Origin of the sequence: Glutamicibacter sp. 2E12 (assembly GCF_050030965.1) — a bacterium.
Classification (GTDB): Bacteria; Actinomycetota; Actinomycetes; order Actinomycetales; family Micrococcaceae; genus Glutamicibacter.
In genome coordinates, this window is record NZ_CP188297.1 from 2787270 (window position 1) to 2805210 (window position 17941).

Annotated in this window: 15 protein-coding genes; all 15 read left to right on the forward strand. The window is 59.6% G+C overall.

From position 1 onward, the window contains the following. The first annotated feature begins 22 nt into the window (after positions 1-22). The 15 genes from ACP3TE_RS13055 to rplP all read left to right on the forward strand — a co-directional run bounded on the left by ACP3TE_RS13055 (position 23) and on the right by rplP (position 17941). Complete coding sequence (locus tag ACP3TE_RS13055; RefSeq protein WP_105657668.1) at positions 23-3913, forward strand: DNA-directed RNA polymerase subunit beta'; 3891 nt, start codon at positions 23-25, stop codon at positions 3911-3913. Positions 3914-4505: 592 nt separating this feature from the next. After that, complete coding sequence (rpsL, locus tag ACP3TE_RS13060) at positions 4506-4880, forward strand: 30S ribosomal protein S12 (protein WP_013349694.1); 375 nt, start codon at positions 4506-4508, stop codon at positions 4878-4880. Beyond that, positions 4880-5350, forward strand: coding sequence for a 30S ribosomal protein S7 (rpsG, locus tag ACP3TE_RS13065; protein WP_096256908.1), 471 nt, complete (start codon positions 4880-4882; stop codon positions 5348-5350). Before rpsL ends, rpsG begins: the two co-directional genes overlap by 1 nt. Before the next feature lie 69 nt (positions 5351-5419). Then, the gene (gene fusA / locus ACP3TE_RS13070) at positions 5420-7534 is read left to right on the forward strand and encodes an elongation factor G (RefSeq protein ID WP_133833624.1); all 2115 of its coding nucleotides are present in this window, start codon (positions 5420-5422) and stop codon (positions 7532-7534) included. Between the two features lie 242 nt (positions 7535-7776). Then, a complete protein-coding gene (gene tuf / locus ACP3TE_RS13075) occupies positions 7777-8967 on the forward strand; it encodes an elongation factor Tu (RefSeq protein ID WP_105657666.1) in 1191 nt (396 codons plus the stop codon). Positions 8968-9120: 153 nt separating this feature from the next. Then, positions 9121-12867, forward strand: a complete 3747-nt coding sequence (locus ACP3TE_RS13080; protein ID WP_133833625.1) for a hypothetical protein — start codon at positions 9121-9123, stop codon at positions 12865-12867. Positions 12868-13265: 398 nt separating this feature from the next. After that, positions 13266-13574 carry a 30S ribosomal protein S10 gene (rpsJ, locus tag ACP3TE_RS13085; RefSeq protein ID WP_013349689.1) on the forward strand — a complete coding sequence of 103 codons (309 nt, stop codon included), beginning with the start codon at positions 13266-13268 and terminating at the stop codon, positions 13572-13574. Positions 13575-13594: 20 nt separating this feature from the next. Further along, positions 13595-14245, forward strand: coding sequence for a 50S ribosomal protein L3 (gene rplC, locus ACP3TE_RS13090; protein WP_013349688.1), 651 nt, complete (start codon positions 13595-13597; stop codon positions 14243-14245). A gap of 4 nt (positions 14246-14249) precedes the next feature. Continuing rightward, complete coding sequence (gene rplD / locus ACP3TE_RS13095) at positions 14250-14852, forward strand: 50S ribosomal protein L4 (RefSeq protein ID WP_105657664.1); 603 nt, start codon at positions 14250-14252, stop codon at positions 14850-14852. Beyond that, a complete protein-coding gene (gene rplW, locus ACP3TE_RS13100; protein WP_013349686.1) occupies positions 14849-15151 on the forward strand; it encodes a 50S ribosomal protein L23 in 303 nt (100 codons plus the stop codon). Before rplD ends, rplW begins: the two co-directional genes overlap by 4 nt. A gap of 31 nt (positions 15152-15182) precedes the next feature. Next, complete coding sequence (gene rplB / locus ACP3TE_RS13105; protein WP_105657663.1) at positions 15183-16022, forward strand: 50S ribosomal protein L2; 840 nt, start codon at positions 15183-15185, stop codon at positions 16020-16022. A 12-nt stretch (positions 16023-16034) separates the two neighbouring features. Further along, on the forward strand, positions 16035-16316 hold the full coding sequence (gene rpsS / locus ACP3TE_RS13110; RefSeq protein ID WP_013349684.1) for a 30S ribosomal protein S19: 282 nt from the start codon (positions 16035-16037) through the stop codon (positions 16314-16316). Positions 16317-16375: 59 nt separating this feature from the next. Continuing rightward, positions 16376-16741 carry a 50S ribosomal protein L22 gene (rplV, locus tag ACP3TE_RS13115; protein WP_013349683.1) on the forward strand — a complete coding sequence of 122 codons (366 nt, stop codon included), beginning with the start codon at positions 16376-16378 and terminating at the stop codon, positions 16739-16741. Next, positions 16742-17524 carry a 30S ribosomal protein S3 gene (rpsC, locus tag ACP3TE_RS13120; RefSeq protein WP_013349682.1) on the forward strand — a complete coding sequence of 261 codons (783 nt, stop codon included), beginning with the start codon at positions 16742-16744 and terminating at the stop codon, positions 17522-17524. Continuing rightward, a complete protein-coding gene (rplP, locus tag ACP3TE_RS13125) occupies positions 17525-17941 on the forward strand; it encodes a 50S ribosomal protein L16 (RefSeq protein ID WP_105657662.1) in 417 nt (138 codons plus the stop codon). It abuts the gene before it with no gap.

Below are 17941 nucleotides of genomic sequence, written 5' to 3' on the forward strand. Positions count from 1 at the left end.
ACAGAAGAGAGAAAAGGACCATATGTCCAGCGATTCCTCATTCGGCCTCATGCGAATCAACCTTGCCACCGCGGATGAAATCCGTGGATGGAGCTACGGCGAGGTCAAGAAGCCGGAAACCATTAACTACCGCACCCTGAAGCCGGAGAAGGACGGTCTTTTCTGCGAAAAGATCTTCGGCCCTTCCCGCGACTGGGAATGCTACTGCGGCAAGTACAAGCGCGTGCGCTTCAAGGGCATCATCTGCGAGCGTTGCGGCGTCGAGGTGACCCGCGCGAACGTACGCCGTGAGCGCATGGGCCACATCGAGCTGGCAGCTCCTGTGACCCACATCTGGTACTTCAAGGGCGTTCCATCGCGCTTGGGCTACCTGCTCGATCTGGCTCCGAAGGACCTCGAAAAGGTCATCTACTTCGCTGCCTACATGATCACCGGTGTCGACGAAGCACGCCGCCACGCCGAAATGCCTAACCTGCAGGCCCAGCACGACCTGGAACTGCGAAACCTTGCGAACAACTCGGAAGCTGACAAGAAGGCTGTTGCAGCCGACCTGGAAGCCGAGCTGGAGCGCATGGAAGCTGACGGCGCCAAGAATGCCGAGCTGAACAAGGCCCGCACCTTGGCCGAGAAGACTGTTCTGCAGATCGACAAGCGCGCCAAGGCCGAAGCCGAGCGCCTGCGTGCGGTCTGGGAGCGCTTCAAGAACCTGAAGGTCGCCGACCTCGAAGGCGACGAAGGCCTGTACCGCACCATGCGTGAGAAGTACGGACTGTTCTTCGAAGGCTCCATGGGTGCAGAAGCTATCCAGAAGCGCCTTGAGAACTTCGATCTGGCGGCTGAAGCTGAAGAGCTGAAGACCATCATCGAAAACGGCAAGGGCCAGAAGAAGGCTCGTGCGCTCAAGCGCCTGAAGGTCGTCAACGCGTTCCTTGTCAACGGCAACTCGCCTAAGGGCATGGTCCTTGACGCCGTTCCGGTGATCCCGCCAGAACTGCGCCCGATGGTCCAGCTCGACGGTGGCCGTTTCGCTACCTCGGATCTGAACGACCTGTACCGCCGCGTGATCAACCGCAACAACCGCCTCAAGCGCCTGCTTGATCTCGGTGCGCCAGAGATCATCGTGAACAACGAAAAGCGCATGATGCAGGAAGCTGTTGACTCGCTGTTCGATAACGGCCGTCGTGGCCGTCCGGTGACCGGTCCAGGCAACCGCCCGCTGAAGTCCCTGAGCGACATGCTCAAGGGCAAGCAGGGTCGTTTCCGCCAGAACCTGCTGGGCAAGCGCGTTGACTACTCGGGCCGTTCGGTCATCGTTGTCGGCCCGCAGCTGAAGCTGCACCAGTGCGGTCTGCCAAAGCAGATGGCCCTGGAGCTGTTCAAGCCTTTCGTGATGAAGCGCCTGGTTGACCTCAACCACGCACAGAACATCAAGTCGGCTAAGCGCATGGTCGAGCGTTACCGCCCGCAGGTTTGGGATGTTCTCGAAGAGATCATCACCGAGCACCCGGTACTGCTCAACCGTGCACCTACCCTGCACCGCTTGGGTATCCAGGCCTTCGAACCACAGCTGATCGAAGGCAAGGCCCTGCAGCTGCACCCATTGGTTTGCGGCGCGTTCAACGCTGACTTCGACGGTGACCAGATGGCAGTCCACCTGCCGCTGAGCCCAGAAGCACAGGCTGAAGCCCGTATCTTGATGCTGTCCTCGCACAACATCTTGAAGCCTTCCGATGGCCGCCCAGTGGCACAGCCTTCGCAGGATATGATCATCGGCTTGCACCACTTGACCACCAAGCGTGCAACCGAAAAGGGCGCCGGCCGCGTGTTCGCTACCGTATCCGAGGCCATCATGGCCAAGGATCTGGGCGAACTGCACCTGAACGCACCGATCAAGGTCCGCGTGGAGAACTTCGTTCCTTCCGCAGACCAGCCAGCCCCTGAGGGCTGGGAGCCAGGTACCCCGGCATTGCTGGATACCTCGCTTGGCCAGGTGCTGTTCAACGACACCCTGCCTGCGGACTACCCATGGGTAGCCACCGTAGCGGGCAAGGATGCGCTCTCGGAGATCGTCAACGATCTGGCAGAGCGCTACCCGAAGATCATTGCCGCAGCTACCCTGGATAACCTGAAGGACGCCGGTTTCTACTGGTCGACCCGCTCGGGTGTCACCGTGGCGATCTCGGACATTACCTCGAACATGGATAAGGCAGCCATCTTGGCTCCTTACGAGGTGAAGGCCGCCAAGGTCCAGGCTTCCTACGACAAGGGCCTGATTGCAGATACCGAGCGCCGCCAGGACCTGATCGACATCTGGACCAAGGCTACCGACGAGGTTGCCGAGGCGATGAAGAACGGCATGGAAGAGCTGAACACCATTAACCGAATGGTGACTTCCAAGGCTCGTGGTAACTACCTGCAATTGCGTCAGATCGCGGGTATCCGTGGTCTGGTGTCCAACCCTAAGGGTGAAATTATTCCTCGCCCGATCAAGTCTTCCTACCGTGAAGGCCTGTCGGTTCTGGAGTACTTCATCGCGACCCACGGTGCCCGTAAGGGCCTGGCGGATACCGCGCTGAAGACCGCTAACTCGGGTTACCTGACCCGTCGTCTGGTGGACGTTTCGCAGGATGTTATCGTTCGCGAAGAGGACTGCGGCACCAAGCGCGGCTTGACCGTTGCCATTGCAGATAACTCTGCCGGCATCCGCGTCAAGCACGAGACCGTGGAGAACTCGGCATACACCCGTACGCTGGCTACCGACGTCAAGAACGCTGAAGGCACCGTGCTGGCTACCGCCGGTTCGGATGTCGGCGACGTGCTGATCGACGAGCTGTACGCTGCAGGCGTGGATGAAATCCGCGTTCGCTCCGTGCTGACCTGCGACTCGGCTGTTGGAACCTGTGCTCTGTGCTACGGGCGTTCGCTGGCCAGCGGCAAGACCGTGGACATCGGCGAGGCTGTTGGCATTATCGCCGCGCAGTCCATCGGCGAGCCTGGTACCCAGCTGACCATGCGTACCTTCCACACCGGTGGTGTAGCGTCTGCTGACGATATCACCCAGGGTCTGCCTCGTATCCAGGAACTGTTCGAAGCCCGTACCCCTAAGGGTGTGGCTCCGATGTCCGAGGTTGCCGGTCGCGTGTCGATTGAAGACGACGAGAAGCAGCTGCGTGTTGTAGTTACTCCAGACAACGGCGACGAGAAGCAGGCCTACCCGGTTCTGCGCCGTGCTCGCCTGTTGGTTGAAGAGGGCGAAAGCATCGTTGCCGGCACCCAGCTCACCAGCGGTACCTTGGATCCGAAGCAGGTTCTTCGAGTCCTCGGCCCACGTGAGGCACAGAAGTTCCTGGTCCGCGAGGTCCAGGATGTGTACCAGTCCCAGGGTGTAGGCATCCACGATAAGCACGTGGAAGTCATCGTCCGCCAGATGCTGCGCCGCGTCACCGTCATCGAGTCCGGCGAGACCGACTTGCTGCCAGGCGAGTTGGCCGATCGTTCGCGCTTCACCGCGGCGAACCGCAAGGCCGTTTCGGAAGGCCAGCGTCCAGCTGCCGGCCGTGACGAGCTGATGGGCATCACCAAGGCATCGCTGGCCACCGATTCGTGGCTGTCGGCTGCTTCCTTCCAGGAAACCACTCGCGTCCTGACCCAGGCTGCGATGGAAGGCAAGGAAGATCCACTGCGCGGTCTGAAGGAAAACGTGATCATCGGTAAGCTGATCCCGGCCGGTACCGGTCTGGATCGCTACACCCAGGTCAACGTCGAGCCAACCGATGAAGCAAAGGCAACTTTGTTCACCGGCACCTCGGCCTTCTCTTCGGGCCTGTACGACGATGCGCTGGAAGGCGGGCTGTCGCCTGAATTCCGTGCCATCTCGATGGACGACTACGACCACGGCTCGGACTTCCGCTAAACCGGGAGCACTGTCACCGTAAGGTAGTTTGACCCAATGCCTGCCCGCACACTGTGCGGGCAGGCATTGGGCGTTTAACCGCCACAGTTCCCAGTGGTCTGCGTTCCGGGGCCTGCGCGCAACACGGGGTGGAAATAGTAGTCGATGAATCCACTGGGAGATTTAGGAACTAGTATTCGCCTTGATGCGGATCCGCTGGCAAGCCGGCAGCGGACATCCGCGGATTCGGGTGGTTTTCATCTGGCGGTCCCGTGGCGTTCAGCTGGGGTCGATATCGTAGTCACTACCCAAACCGTCTCGATGGCGGCGGGGGCCAAGAGTGGCCTGGTCGGTGAGATAGCTTACTGTACATGGTGGCTCGGTGGATTAATGCTAGACTGAGGTCAATTGTTTTATGTGTGGCAAAATGGACTCCGTCCGGGTTGCGGGTAGGTTGCGCAACGAATGCCACACTTTCGCACGCCTAGGGACTTTTGATTCTGAGTGCGCGGTAAAGCAAGCAGCTAGCTACATTGCGAAGCGCTAAAACTTTTCTAGGCTTAGGCGTTTTCGTCGTGTTGCCGAAGAACTTAGACAATGGAAGGACACGAAAGTGCCTACTATTCAGCAGCTGGTCCGCAAGGGCCGCTCGCCTAAGGTCGTCAAGACCAAGGCCCCTGCCCTTAAGGGCAACCCAATGCGCCGTGGCGTGTGCACCCGTGTGTACACCACCACCCCGAAGAAGCCAAACTCGGCTCTGCGTAAGGTCGCACGTGTGCGCCTTGCCGGTGGCGTCGAAGTGACCGCTTACATTCCAGGTGTCGGACACAACCTGCAGGAACACTCCATCGTGCTCGTTCGCGGTGGTCGTGTAAAGGACCTTCCAGGTGTTCGCTACAAGATTGTTCGTGGTGCTCTGGATACCCAGGGTGTGAAGGATCGTAAGCAGGCTCGTTCCCGCTACGGTGCAAAGAAGGATGGTAAGTAATGCCTCGTAAGGGTCCGGCGCCAAAGCGCCCACTAGTTTCTGATCCAGTCTTCGAATCCCCATTGGTCACCCAGCTGATCAACAAGGTTCTCGTAGACGGCAAGAAGTCCACTGCAGAGCGCATTGTTTACGGTGCACTCGAAGGTGCCGCAGCAAAGTCCGGCGCCGACGCTGTTTCGACCCTCAAGAAGGCTATGGACAACATCCGTCCAGCCCTCGAGGTTCGTTCCCGCCGCGTCGGTGGCGCTACCTACCAGGTTCCTGTTGAGGTCAAGCCAGGCCGTGCAACCGCACTGGCTCTGCGCTGGCTGGTTGGCTACTCGAAGGCTCGCCGCGAGAAGACCATGATCGAGCGTTTGATGAACGAGATCCTGGACGCATCGAACGGTCTGGGTGCCGCTGTGAAGCGTCGCGAAGACACTCACAAGATGGCCGAGTCCAACAAGGCCTTCGCACACTACCGCTGGTAAGAACCGCTCGGAAAAGCTGGGCATCAACCGATGCCCAGCAATTCCGGCCTCACCTTATAGGGAGACAACGTGGCACAGGACGTGCTTACTGACCTTAACAAGGTCCGCAATATCGGCATCATGGCTCACATCGATGCCGGTAAGACCACTACTACTGAGCGCATCCTTTTCTACACGGGTGTGAACCACAAGCTCGGTGAAACCCACGACGGTGCTTCGACCACCGACTGGATGGAACAGGAAAAAGAGCGCGGTATCACCATTACCTCCGCTGCTGTTACCTGCTTCTGGAACAAGAACCAGATCAACATCATCGACACCCCGGGCCACGTTGACTTCACCGTTGAGGTGGAGCGCTCGCTGCGCGTGCTCGATGGCGCCGTTGCCGTCTTCGATGGCAAGGAAGGCGTTGAGCCTCAGTCCGAGACCGTTTGGCGCCAGGCTGACAAGTACGACGTTCCACGTATCTGCTTCGTCAACAAGATGGACAAGCTGGGCGCTGACTTCTACTTCACCGTAGATACCATCATCCAGCGCCTTGGTGCCAAGCCGCTGGTTATGCAGCTGCCAATCGGCTCCGAGTCCGAGTTCACCGGTGTCGTTGACCTGCTGTCCATGAAGGCATTCGTTTGGGAAGGCGACTCCAAGGGTGACGTCACCATGGGCGCTGCTTACGAAACCCGCGAAATCCCTGCCGACTTGGTTGAGCGTGCTGAAGAGTACCGCGCCAAGCTGGTTGAAGATGTCGCTGAGGCATCCGAAGAGCTCATGGAGAAGTACCTCGAAGGTGAAGAAATCTCCCTTGAGGAACTCAAGGCTGGCATCCGCAAGCTGACCGTGAACTCGGAAGCTTACCCAGTATTCTGTGGTTCGGCCTTCAAGAACCGCGGCGTTCAGCCAATGCTGGATGCAGTCATCGACTTCCTGCCGAACCCACTGGACGTTGGCGCCACCATCGGTCACGATCCGAAGGACGAAGAAGTTGAGCTGACCCGCGAGCCTTCGGAGGACGCACCGTTCTCGGCACTTGCGTTCAAGATCGCCGCTCACCCGTTCTTCGGCCAGTTGAACTTCATCCGCGTTTACTCCGGCAAGGCAGAGTCCGGCGCACAGCTGCTGAACTCCACCAAGGGCAAGAAGGAACGCGTAGGCAAGCTCTTCCAGATGCACTCCAACAAGGAGAATCCGGTAGACGAGATCCACGCAGGTCACATCTACGCTGTGATCGGCCTGAAGGCCACCACCACCGGTGACACCCTATGTGATCCAGCCCACCCAATCGTTCTCGAATCGATGAGCTTCCCGGATCCAGTGATCTCTGTGGCCATCGAACCAAAGACCAAGGGTGACCAGGAAAAGCTGTCGACCGCTATCCAGAAGCTGTCGGCGGAAGATCCAACCTTCACCGTGTCCCTGAATGAAGACACCGGCCAGACCGTCATTGGCGGTATGGGTGAGCTTCACCTGGACATTCTGGTTGACCGCATGAAGCGCGAATTCCGTGTGGAAGCAAACGTTGGCAAGCCACAGGTTGCATACCGCGAAACCATCAAGAAGGCTGTGGAGAAGGTTGACTTCACCCACAAGAAGCAGACCGGTGGTTCGGGTCAGTTCGCAAAGGTCCAGGTCTCGTTCGAGCCTCTGGAAGTTGTTGACGGCGTCACCTACGAGTTCAAGAACGCCGTGACCGGTGGTCGTGTTCCTCGTGAGTACATCCCATCCGTTGACGCTGGTATCCAGGACGCAATGCAGTACGGTATCCTCGCAGGCTACCCACTGGTCGGTGTCAAGGCTACCCTCATCGATGGTGCTTACCACGATGTCGACTCCTCGGAAATGGCCTTCAAGATCGCTGGTTCGCAGGTATTCAAGGAAGGCGCACGCCGCGCTAACCCTGTTTTGCTTGAACCGCTGATGGCTGTTGAAGTCCGTACCCCGGAAGAGTACATGGGCGACGTTATCGGCGACCTGAACTCCCGTCGTGGTTCGATCAGCGAGATGTCCGACGCTGCTGGCGTCAAGGTCATCCGCGCTGGTGTGCCACTGTCGGAAATGTTCGGTTACATTGGTGACCTGCGTTCGAAGACCCAGGGTCGCGCAGTTTACTCGATGACCTTCGACAGCTACTCTGAGGTCCCGAAGGCAGTTGCCGACGAGATCATCCAGAAGTCCCGCGGCGAGTAATCGTCTCGGTATAAAAACCTGGCCGTGACCCCCTTAGCGGGGAAGTGGCCGATCGCGGGCCGGTTCCGTTGAAAAACGGAGCCGGCACCGCAAACGGCCAACGAGGGATTTGCATCACAATGCAGGCCCCGCAGAGGACCGGAATTTCCTAAATTATCCAAGCCCCCAGTAGACTATTTCTAGTTCGTTTGCGAACCGCGCAGACGAAGAATGTCTTCTGTAAATGTTTCTAGGAGGAACTTGTGGCAAAGGCAAAGTTCGAGCGCAACAAGCCGCACGTCAACATTGGTACCATCGGTCACGTTGACCACGGTAAGACCACTCTGACCGCGGCAATCTCCAAGGTTCTGGCTGACAAGTACCCAGACCTGAACGAACAGCGCGACTTCGCTAACATCGACTCGGCACCGGAAGAGCGCCAGCGCGGTATTACCATCAACATCTCGCACATCGAGTACCAGACCGAGAAGCGCCACTACGCACACGTAGACGCTCCAGGTCACGCTGACTATGTCAAGAACATGATCACCGGTGCTGCTCAGATGGACGGCGCAATCCTCGTTGTTGCCGCTACCGATGGCCCGATGGCTCAGACCCGCGAGCACGTTCTGCTGGCCCGCCAGGTTGGTGTTCCAACCCTGATGGTTGCACTGAACAAGTCGGACATGGTTGATGACGAAGAGCTGCTCGAGCTCGTGGAGATGGAAGTTCGCGAACTTCTGTCCTCGCAGGGCTTCGATGGCGATGACGCTCCAGTGATCCGCGTTTCGGGCCTGAAGGCTCTGGAAGGCGACGCAAAGTGGGTTGCAGCTATCGAGGAACTGATGGATGCAGCTGACAGCTTCATTCCAGACCCAGTTCGCGACCGCGACAAGCCATTCCTGATGCCAATTGAAGACGTCTTCACCATCACCGGCCGCGGTACCGTTGTTACCGGTCGCGCCGAGCGTGGCACCCTGGCTATCAACTCGGAAGTTGAGATTGTTGGCATCCGCCCAATCCAGAAGACTACCGTTACCGGTATCGAGATGTTCCACAAGCAGCTCGACGAAGCATGGGCTGGCGAGAACTGTGGTCTGCTGCTTCGCGGTCTGAAGCGCGACGATGTTGAGCGTGGCCAGGTTATCGTAGCCCCAGGCTCGATCACCCCACACACCAACTTCGAAGCTAACGTCTACATCCTGTCGAAGGACGAAGGCGGACGTCACAACCCGTTCTACTCGAACTACCGTCCGCAGTTCTACTTCCGCACCACCGACGTAACCGGCGTTATCACCCTCCCAGAGGGCACCGAAATGGTTATGCCTGGCGACAACACCGAAATGTCGGTTGAGCTGATCCAGCCAATCGCCATGGAAGAGGGCCTCGGCTTCGCAATTCGCGAAGGCGGCCGCACCGTTGGTTCGGGCAAGGTAACCACCATCACCAAGTAGTCTCTACTTGATGAGGTAGTTCCCTAGTGAACTGAAAAGAATCCCCCAGCACTTTTGTGCTGGGGGATTTTTTCGTTAAATACGAGCCCCAGCTAGTGAATATATCTAGAAGGTGGTCTAATTGGAGGGCGCGACAATTCGCTAAGTGGGGGAGTGGCATCAATGATGGGCTGGATCATCGTTTCTATCATCTTGGTTCTGTTGGCTTTCGGCCTCGGCCGGCGCCAGGGGAGTCGGGATAAATCGCAAAGCCAGCAGCAGCTTGATGCGCTGGGCGAAGCGTGGCAGCAAGGCTACGACGAGGCAGTGAAGTACCTGGGGCAACCCGGGCCGCCGGGTGCCTCGGCACCGGCTGCTGCCCAAGCGCCGGGGGTCCCCGCACAGCCGCTCGAAGCGCAGCCTGCAAGCCGCAAAGATGCAGCGCCGGCCGCATCGATGGCACCTTCCAGCCAGCCATACCTCCAGCCAGCGGCGGCCGGTGCTGCCCCCGCGTACCGCGCGCCGCTCCCCACGGCCACCCTCCAGCCTGCTGCACCGGTTAAGCCAATCAAGGTGCTCACCAAACGCGAGCGCGAACTGCGCAACATCAACATCACGCTGTACGTCGCGGCCCTGATGATCGTTGCCGCCGGCGCACTCTTCCTGAGCTTCGCGCTTCCGCCACTGTCAAAGCTCATCGCCTTATTCCTGCTGTCTGCCGCTTTCTACGGCGGAGGCCTGGTCACCTTCGCAGTGAAACCGTCCTTGCGTCCGGCAGGAGCCGCCTTTGCCGGCACCGGGCTGGCTTTGTTGCCGCTGTGCGCCATCGCTACCTACAGCACGGTGAACATATCCGGCCCGGCGACCTGGCTGGTTTTCTCAGCCATCGGCACATTAGCCGTGGGCTACGCAACACTGACGTTCAAGTCCCGTGTTCTGGCGTGGGTTGCCGTGCTGATTCTGGTCAGCACCGCCATGGCCGGCGCGGCCGCGATGCAGCGTGGCGTCCTGTACTACATGCTGATCCTGCTGGTGCTCTCTATTGCGCTGATGCTCTTGGCGGTACGCAGCGAAAGGATCCGCCACTCAATCTTCTTCCGGGCCCTGCACGGCACCGCGCAGCTGCTGCCTGCGTTTGTCTTTGCGTTGTCGGTGATCCTCTTGGAGATGCTCGCCAGCCGGGATTTGTTCTGGATCTTCGCGTTGCTCACCGTCCAGTTGCTGCTCAGCGTCAGGCTGTTGCCCAACCTGCGGCTGCTGCGCACCTACGCTGCCCGCGCTGCTTTCATGGCGATGCTCGTGGCCGGCTGCAACTACCTCGGTTTCTCCGCAACGAGCAGCTGGCTGGTGCTCGCCTTCGCCTTCGGGCTCCAAGCCGTAGCGGTATTGCTCTGCTCCACCGGCTACCAGCAGAGGCTGGGATTGGCGCGCAGGCACCTGCAAAGTGAACGTGCGGTGCTGTGGTGCTTAGCGGTGGCTTCGGTGATCGGCGCGTTTCTCTACGCGCAGGGCTTCGAGGCCTTCGTGCTCAGCTACATCGCGGTTCCGATCTTCATGGCGCTGGGCATTCCCGGCTTGCTGCGCAGCGCCAAGCTGGAAGTTGGAGTCATCGCGGTTCTTCCCCTGGTGACGCTGGTAGATATGCAGAACCACAGTTGGCGCCCGCTGGTGGTATTCGCCCTGGCCCTGCTCGGGCTTTCGCTGGCTCAGCGCAACGCCCGGAACCTGCGCAGGGAAATGACGCTCCATTCGCACTGGCTCCTTACCCTGGTTGGCGCAGGCGTGCTTGGTGCTGCGCTTGATGAGCTCACGGCTGGGGACTATGGAAATCCTGACGGCTCAGCCCCGTTGATTGCGGTGCTCTTCGTGCTGTTCATCTTGTGGGCGGCGAATCTGGCGAGCCGTGCCGTGCTGGATTCCGGCATGGCGCAGGGGCACCGGCTGGGACGGGTGGGCGCTTCGGCTTTGCTTGGCGTGGTGCTGCTCTTCAGCCTGCGCCTGCTGACAACCGCTGGCGACTATTCCTACGCCAGCGAAAGCACCGTGGTGTTCCTGGGTATCGGCGGGCTGGCGTGGTTCATCACTGGCCTTGTGCTCGCAGTTGGCCTGGTCATTGCCTCGGGTTGGCGGCTTCGCGATATTCCTGCACAGCGCCCCGAGCTGGAACAGCCGATCAATGTCGTTGCGGCCTGCCTGCTGATGGGGCTTTATGCGCTCAGCTTCGGCAAGGAGATCTGGCCGCTGGCAATCCTCATCGGGGCGGCAACCTTGGGCTATTTCATCTGGAGCTTGCGCCGCAGCACAAATACGCGGTGGAAGATCCTCTATGCAGCGTTGGCCCAAGTGCTCTTCAGTTCCATGGTGTGGTGGATTGCCTACAGCATGGAATTCGACATCCACGGCCGGTTCTGCCTGCTGCTGGTTTCGATAGCCGTCCCGCAGCTGCTCCGCTTGCTGGCTAGCATCCGCGACGGCAAAGCACTGCGCCGGGAATTGCGCTGGATGGCAGTGGGACTGCTGGCTGGCATTCCACTGGCGACGCTGGCCTACGGGCAGTTCGCGGGCGGCATGGATCGGGGAACGATCCTCTTGGCCTGCTTATTTTTCGGGCTGCACGGGCTGGCCGCGTTCAAGGCCGAGACCAGCTTGACGGTGGCCAAGCGACAGCTCTATCTATTTGCCCCGATCCTGGCACTGATCCTGCTGATCAGCATTCCGGCACTGGCCATGGAAGATGCGACCGGATGGGTCCGCTCTACGTGGTGGAGTTCCCAGGTTGCTTGCGCCATGCTGCTGGCCCTGAGCCTGGCGGCACTCGTGCTTGAATGGCGGTTGCGCGCCAACAAGTCGTACTCGATAGCCCTGGGCCTGGCCATCTTCCTTCCGGCGGCGTGGGCCGCCGCGTGGCAGGCGGGGTCGTGGTGGGCAGTGGGTGCGCACCTGCTGCTGGCCCTCGGCTTCATCCTGCTGGTGCACACGCGAAAGAGCGCCTGGTACGCGGCCGGAGCCGCCATCATGCTGTGCGTCGCTATCCTGCGTGCAGTCTTCGAGGTGCGGCAAGCCGGTGGGGCAGTGGTGCTAGCACCGATGGATGCCGCATGGGCGCTGGTTGGCGCGGGCCTCGCGCTGTACCTGCTCGCAATCTTCCACGGGCGAATGAAGGACCCAAATCCCGGCTATCCGGAATTCGGCTACCTCCATGCCGATCCGCCCGGCAGCGCCTCGCGCTTGTACTTCGCGGCAATGCTCCTGGCCCTGTTGCTGGCCGGTGGCATCGCCCATCTGGATGGCGGTGCGATTTGGCAGGTGGCCGGCGGAGCGCTGCTGGTCTTCGGCGTTACGGTGCTGGTGCGGCTCTTTGAACTTCCGCGGCGGCTGGTGCCCTACGCGGTGGACGGCTTCATCCTCGTGGGAGCGCTGCTGGCGCTGGGCAGCTATGCCCAGATCCTTGGCACACCGCGGGCCAGCAACCTGGCGGCCTACGCCTGCATTGTTGCAGTAGTGCTGGTCGCGTGGCGCAACATCAGGGCCAACGCGCGATTGGAGAGGACATACCTGCTGGCCGCCTCGGTGGCCGGCAGCCTGGCCTTGCTCGCCGCACTGGTCCAATCCAATGGTGTTGCGCAGGCGATCGGCCTGGTCTTCTTCGGTGGATTGGTGGCCTGGGGCTTGAAGCTGGGGGAGCGGCTGTTCATTTGGTGGGGTGCGGCGGCTATCACCTTGGCAGTCTTGTGGTTCCTGCGCGATTTGGCATTCCTCTGGCTGGTGGTCATTGGCTTGGGGCTGATTGCGGCCGCGGTCTTCAAGCTGGTGAAGGTCGACAAGCAGAATTCGCTGCCGGTGAGGCCGCAAAACCCTGTTGATCCACCGATCCCCGCGGGGCAGGAGCCGTCCGGGCAGGACGGGCCGCGCCAGGTGTGAGGGCAAGATCACGGGCGCGGATAGGCATAAAAGATTTGCGCGATCGTTGCCGACCTGTCAGACTAGATAAGTTGCTTCAATGCAACCCGGTCCCCATTTATGGGGTAACCGGTCTGGTTTGAACGACCGGGATCGACTCTCACGCAGGATAATGCCTGGGGTTCGGGATCGATACGACTGCTTCAAACTATAAGGCCCTTCGATAAAGTGAAAACTTTGTGGGAGTGTTGTGACTGAAAATTTCACGACACGCCCGAACGCGGGGGTCGGAGCCTCCTGCGGGTGAGGAACCCGGATCTGATCCGGATTCAGCCGCAGAGCAAGGCGTGCCGGTCTGCAAGGACCCGTATATAGGCACAGAAACTTTAGATAGTGCTAACAGAAAGAGGCATGACGCCATGGCGGGACAGAAAATCCGCATCCGGCTGAAGTCGTATGACCACGAGGTCATTGACGTTTCGGCCCGGAAGATCGTTGAGACGGTCACGCGCGCAGGCGCAACCGTAGTCGGCCCAGTGCCGCTGCCAACGGAGAAGAACGTGTACTGCGTTATCCGTTCGCCACACAAGTACAAGGACAGCCGTGAGCACTTCGAAATGCGCACGCACAAGCGTCTGATCGACATCGTTGATCCGACCCCGAAGGCTGTTGATTCGCTGATGCGTCTCGACCTGCCAGCGGATGTCAACATCGAAATCAAGCTTTAAGGGGAGGTGGCGAGAAAACTATGACCGCAACCCGTAATTTCAAGGGCCTGCTGGGCACGAAGCTCGGCATGACCCAGGTTTGGGATTCGAACAACAACCTGATCCCTGTCACCGTCGTGCAGGCTGATAGCAACGTTGTCACCAAGCTCATCAACGAAGAGCGCGATGGCTACACCGCAGTTCAGATCGGCTACGGCCAGATCGATCCTCGCAAGGTCACCAAGCCACTGGCTGGTCACTTCGAGGCTGCTGGCGTCACCCCACGTCGCCACTTGGTAGAACTGCGCACTGCAGACGCTGCCGAGTACACCGCAGGCCAGGAACTTTCCGTAGAGGTCTTCGAAGCCGGCCAGAAGGTCGACGTCGTAGGCACCTCGAAGGGTAAGGGCTTCGCCGGCGTTATGAAGCGTCACAACTTCCACGGTGTTGGCGCATCGCACGGTGCTCACAAGAACCACCGTAAGCCAGGTTCCATCGGCGGCGCATCGACCCCAGGTCGCGTTTTCCGTGGACAGAAGATGGCTGGTCGCATGGGTGCTGAGCGTGTTACCACTCAGAACCTGACCATTCACGCTATCGACGCTGAGAAGAACCTCCTGCTGATCAAGGGTGCCGTTCCAGGCGCCCGCGGCCGCGTCGTTCTCGTACGCAACGCCGTGAAGGGAGCATAAGTAAATGACTAAGGCACTTAACGTCGAACTGCCTGCAGAGATCTTCGACGTACAGACCAACGTCCCGCTGCTGCACCAGGTTGTCGTTGCACAGCTTGCTGCTGCCCGCCAGGGTACCCACAAGACCAAGGACCGCTCCGAGGTTTCGGGTGCAGGTCGCAAGCCGTTCAAGCAGAAGGGTACCGGCCGCGCCCGTCAGGGTTCGATCCGTGCTCCGCACATGACCGGCGGTGGCATTGTCCACGGTCCAACCCCACGTGATTACTCGCAGCGTACCCCGAAGAAGATGAAGGCTGCTGCACTGCGCGGCGCCCTGTCTGATCGCGCACGCTTCGATCGCGTTCACGTGATTGAGAACTTGGTTGCTGGCGAAACGCCTTCGACCAAGGATGCTCTGGCTACCTTGCGTTCGCTCACCGAGCGCAAGAACCTGCTTGTCGTCATCGATCGCGCCAACGATGTTGCAGCCCTTTCGGTTCGCAACCTCGTCAATGTGCACGTTCTGTACGTCGACCAGCTGAACACCTACGATGTTCTGGTTTCGGATGACGTAGTCTTCACCAAGGCTGCCTTCGATGCCCTGGTCCAGAAGGAGGAAGCCAAGTGAGCGCGTTCTCAAAGGCTCCACACGACGTGGTCATCGCACCTGTCGTATCGGAAAAGAGCTACGGTCTGATCGATCAAGGTCAGTACACCTTCGAGGTGGCACCAAGCTCCAACAAGTCGGAAATCAAGTACGCCGTTGAAGCGATCTTCAACGTCAAGGTTGACTCCGTAAACACCATCAACCGAGCTGGTAAGCGCAAGCGCACCCGCTTCGGGTGGGGATCGCGCAAGAGCACCAAGCGCGCCATCATCACCTTGAAGGACGGCTCGATTGACATCTTCGGCGGTCCGCTTTCCTAAGCGGAGACCACTTTAACGAGGAATATTAATAATGGGAATTCGTAAGTACAAGCCGACTACCCCGGGCCTTCGCGGCTCGTCGGTAGCCGACTTCGCAGAAATCACCCGATCGACTCCGGAAAAGTCGTTGGTTCGTCCCCTGACCAAGTCAGGCGGCCGTAACAACACCGGTAAGATCACCACCCGTCACAAGGGTGGCGGACACAAGCGCGCCTACCGTGTTATCGACTTCCGTCGTCACGACAAGGACGGCGTTCCGGCAAAGGTCGCTCACATCGAGTACGACCCGAACCGTACCGCTCGTATCGCACTGCTCCACTACGTGGACGGCACCAAGCGCTACATCATCGCACCGAACAACCTCAAGCAGGGTGACCCAATTGAGGCCGGCGCAAGCGCCGACATCAAGCCAGGCAACAACCTGCCACTGCGTAACATCCCGGTTGGTACCGTGATTCACGCTGTTGAGCTTCGCCCAGGCGGCGGCGCTAAGATGGCTCGTTCCGCTGGTGCATCGATCCAGCTGGTAGCCCGTGAGGGCCGCTACGCCCAGCTGCGTTTGCCTTCGGGTGAAATCCGCAACGTTGATGTGCGCTGCCGCGCAACCATCGGCGAAGTTGGCAACGCTGAGCAGATCAACATCAACTGGGGCAAGGCCGGCCGTATGCGCTGGAAGGGCGTACGCCCAACCGTTCGCGGTGTTGTCATGAACCCAGTTGACCACCCACATGGTGGCGGTGAGGGCAAGACCTCCGGTGGTCGTCACCCGGTCAACCCTAACGGTAAGCGTGAGGGACGCACCCGTCGTCCAAACAAGGAAAGCGACAAGCTCATTGTGCGTCGCCGCAAGACCGGCAAGAACAAGCGATAGGAGCCTGGAAACATGCCACGCAGCCTGAAGAAAGGCCCCTTCGTCGATCAGCACCTGTTCCTAAAGGTCGTTGCTGAAAACGATAAGGGCACCAAGAACGTCATCAAGACGTGGTCCCGCCGTTCGATGATCATCCCGGACATGCTGGGACACACCATCGCCGTACACGACGGTCGCAAGCACATTCCTGTGTTCGTAACCGAATCGATGGTTGGACACAAGCTCGGAGAGTTTGCCCCAACCCGTACGTTCCGTGGCCACGTGAAGGACGACAAGAAGGGCAAGCGCCGCTAGGCCCCGCAAGGGTACTAGTATCGCTTAGCACTTCTTCGATAGACGAGAGAAGGATAGCAATGGAAGCCAAGGCAATTGCGCGTCACATCCGCGTAACGCCTATGAAGGCCCGGCGCGTCGTCAACCTTGTTCGTGGTCTGCAGACCAACGAAGCACTGGCCATCTTGAAGTTTGCCCCACAGGCAGCTTCGGAGCCGGTATACAAGGTTGTCGCATCGGCAGTGGCTAACGCCCGTGCCGCCGCGGACCGCGCAGGTGAAGCATTCAATGAGGACGAGCTGTTTATCAGCGAAGCGTTTGTTGACGAAGGTCCGACCATGAAGCGGTTCCAGCCGCGTGCACAGGGTCGCGCATTCCAGATCAAGAAGCGCACCAGCCACGTGACTGTGGTTGTTTCAACCACGCAGAAGGGTGGGGAGAACTAAATGGGACAGAAGATTAACCCGAACGGTTTCCGTCTCGGCATCACCACCGATCACGTTTCCCACTGGTTCGCTGATTCCAGCAAGCCAGGCCAGCGTTACGCTGACTACGTGAAGGAAGATGTCCAGATCCGCGCCCTGCTGTCTAACGGCATGGATCGCGCTGGCATCGCCCGCGTCGAGATCGAGCGTACCCGTGACCGCGTACGTGTGGATATCCACACTGCACGTCCAGGTATCGTCATTGGTCGTCGCGGTGCAGAAGCTGACCGTATTCGTGGCGAGCTGGAAAAGCTCACCAAGAAGCAGGTTCAGCTGAACATCCTCGAGGTCAAGAACCCTGACATGGAGGCCATGCTGGTCGCCCAGGGCATCGCCGAGCAGCTTGCTTCCCGCGTGGCTTTCCGCCGTGCGATGAAGAAGGCAATGCAGTCGGCAATGCGCGCTGGTGCCAAGGGCATCCGCGTTCAGTGCTCCGGTCGACTTGGCGGCGCAGAAATGTCCCGCAAGGAGTTCTACCGCGAAGGCCGTGTGCCACTGCACACCCTGCGCGCGAACATCGACTTCGGCAAGTTCGAAGCCAAGACCACCTTCGGCCGTATCGGCGTGAAGGTCTGGATCTACAAGGGTGACGTAACCGCCAAGGAACTGGCTGCACAGCAAGCTGCTGCTCCAGCTCGTGGCGGCCGCGGTGGCGGCAACGACCGTCCACGTGGCGGCGAACGCCGTCGTCGTAACGATCGCAAGGGCGCTGCAGCTCCGGCTGCGGAAGGAGGACAGGCTTAAATGCTTATCCCACGTCGTGTGAAGTTCCGCAAGCAGCACCACCCAAAGCGTTCGGGTGCTGCCAAGGGCGGTACCACCGTTGCTTTCGGTGAGTACGGCATCCAGGCGTTGACCCCGGCTTACGTGACTAACCGTCAGATCGAAGCCGCTCGTATCGCCATGACCCGTTACATCAAGCGTGGCGGTAAGGTCTGGATCAACATCTACCCAGACCGTCCGCTTACCAAGAAGCCTGCCGAAACCCGCATGGGTTCCGGTAAGGGTTCGCCGGAGTGGTGGGTCGCCAACGTAAAGCCAGGACGAGTCATGTTTGAACTCGGTGGCGTCAGTGAAGAGGTAGCTAAAGAGGCATTGCGTCTTGCAATCCACAAGCTGCCAATGAAGGCACGCATCGTGCGTCGTGAAGGTGGTGAATAG

Coding starts and splice junctions, on each gene's coding strand:
- rpsC (WP_013349682.1), top strand. CDS start 16,742: ATGGGACAGAAGATTAACCCGAACGGTTTCCGTCTCGGCATCACCACC.
- rplD (WP_105657664.1), top strand. CDS start 14,250: ATGACTAAGGCACTTAACGTCGAACTGCCTGCAGAGATCTTCGACGTA.
- rplB (WP_105657663.1), top strand. CDS start 15,183: ATGGGAATTCGTAAGTACAAGCCGACTACCCCGGGCCTTCGCGGCTCG.
- rplV (WP_013349683.1), top strand. CDS start 16,376: ATGGAAGCCAAGGCAATTGCGCGTCACATCCGCGTAACGCCTATGAAG.
- ACP3TE_RS13055 (WP_105657668.1), top strand. CDS start 23: ATGTCCAGCGATTCCTCATTCGGCCTCATGCGAATCAACCTTGCCACC.
- rplP (WP_105657662.1), top strand. CDS start 17,525: ATGCTTATCCCACGTCGTGTGAAGTTCCGCAAGCAGCACCACCCAAAG.
- rpsG (WP_096256908.1), top strand. CDS start 4,880: ATGCCTCGTAAGGGTCCGGCGCCAAAGCGCCCACTAGTTTCTGATCCA.
- rplC (WP_013349688.1), top strand. CDS start 13,595: ATGACCGCAACCCGTAATTTCAAGGGCCTGCTGGGCACGAAGCTCGGC.
- rpsS (WP_013349684.1), top strand. CDS start 16,035: ATGCCACGCAGCCTGAAGAAAGGCCCCTTCGTCGATCAGCACCTGTTC.
- rpsJ (WP_013349689.1), top strand. CDS start 13,266: ATGGCGGGACAGAAAATCCGCATCCGGCTGAAGTCGTATGACCACGAG.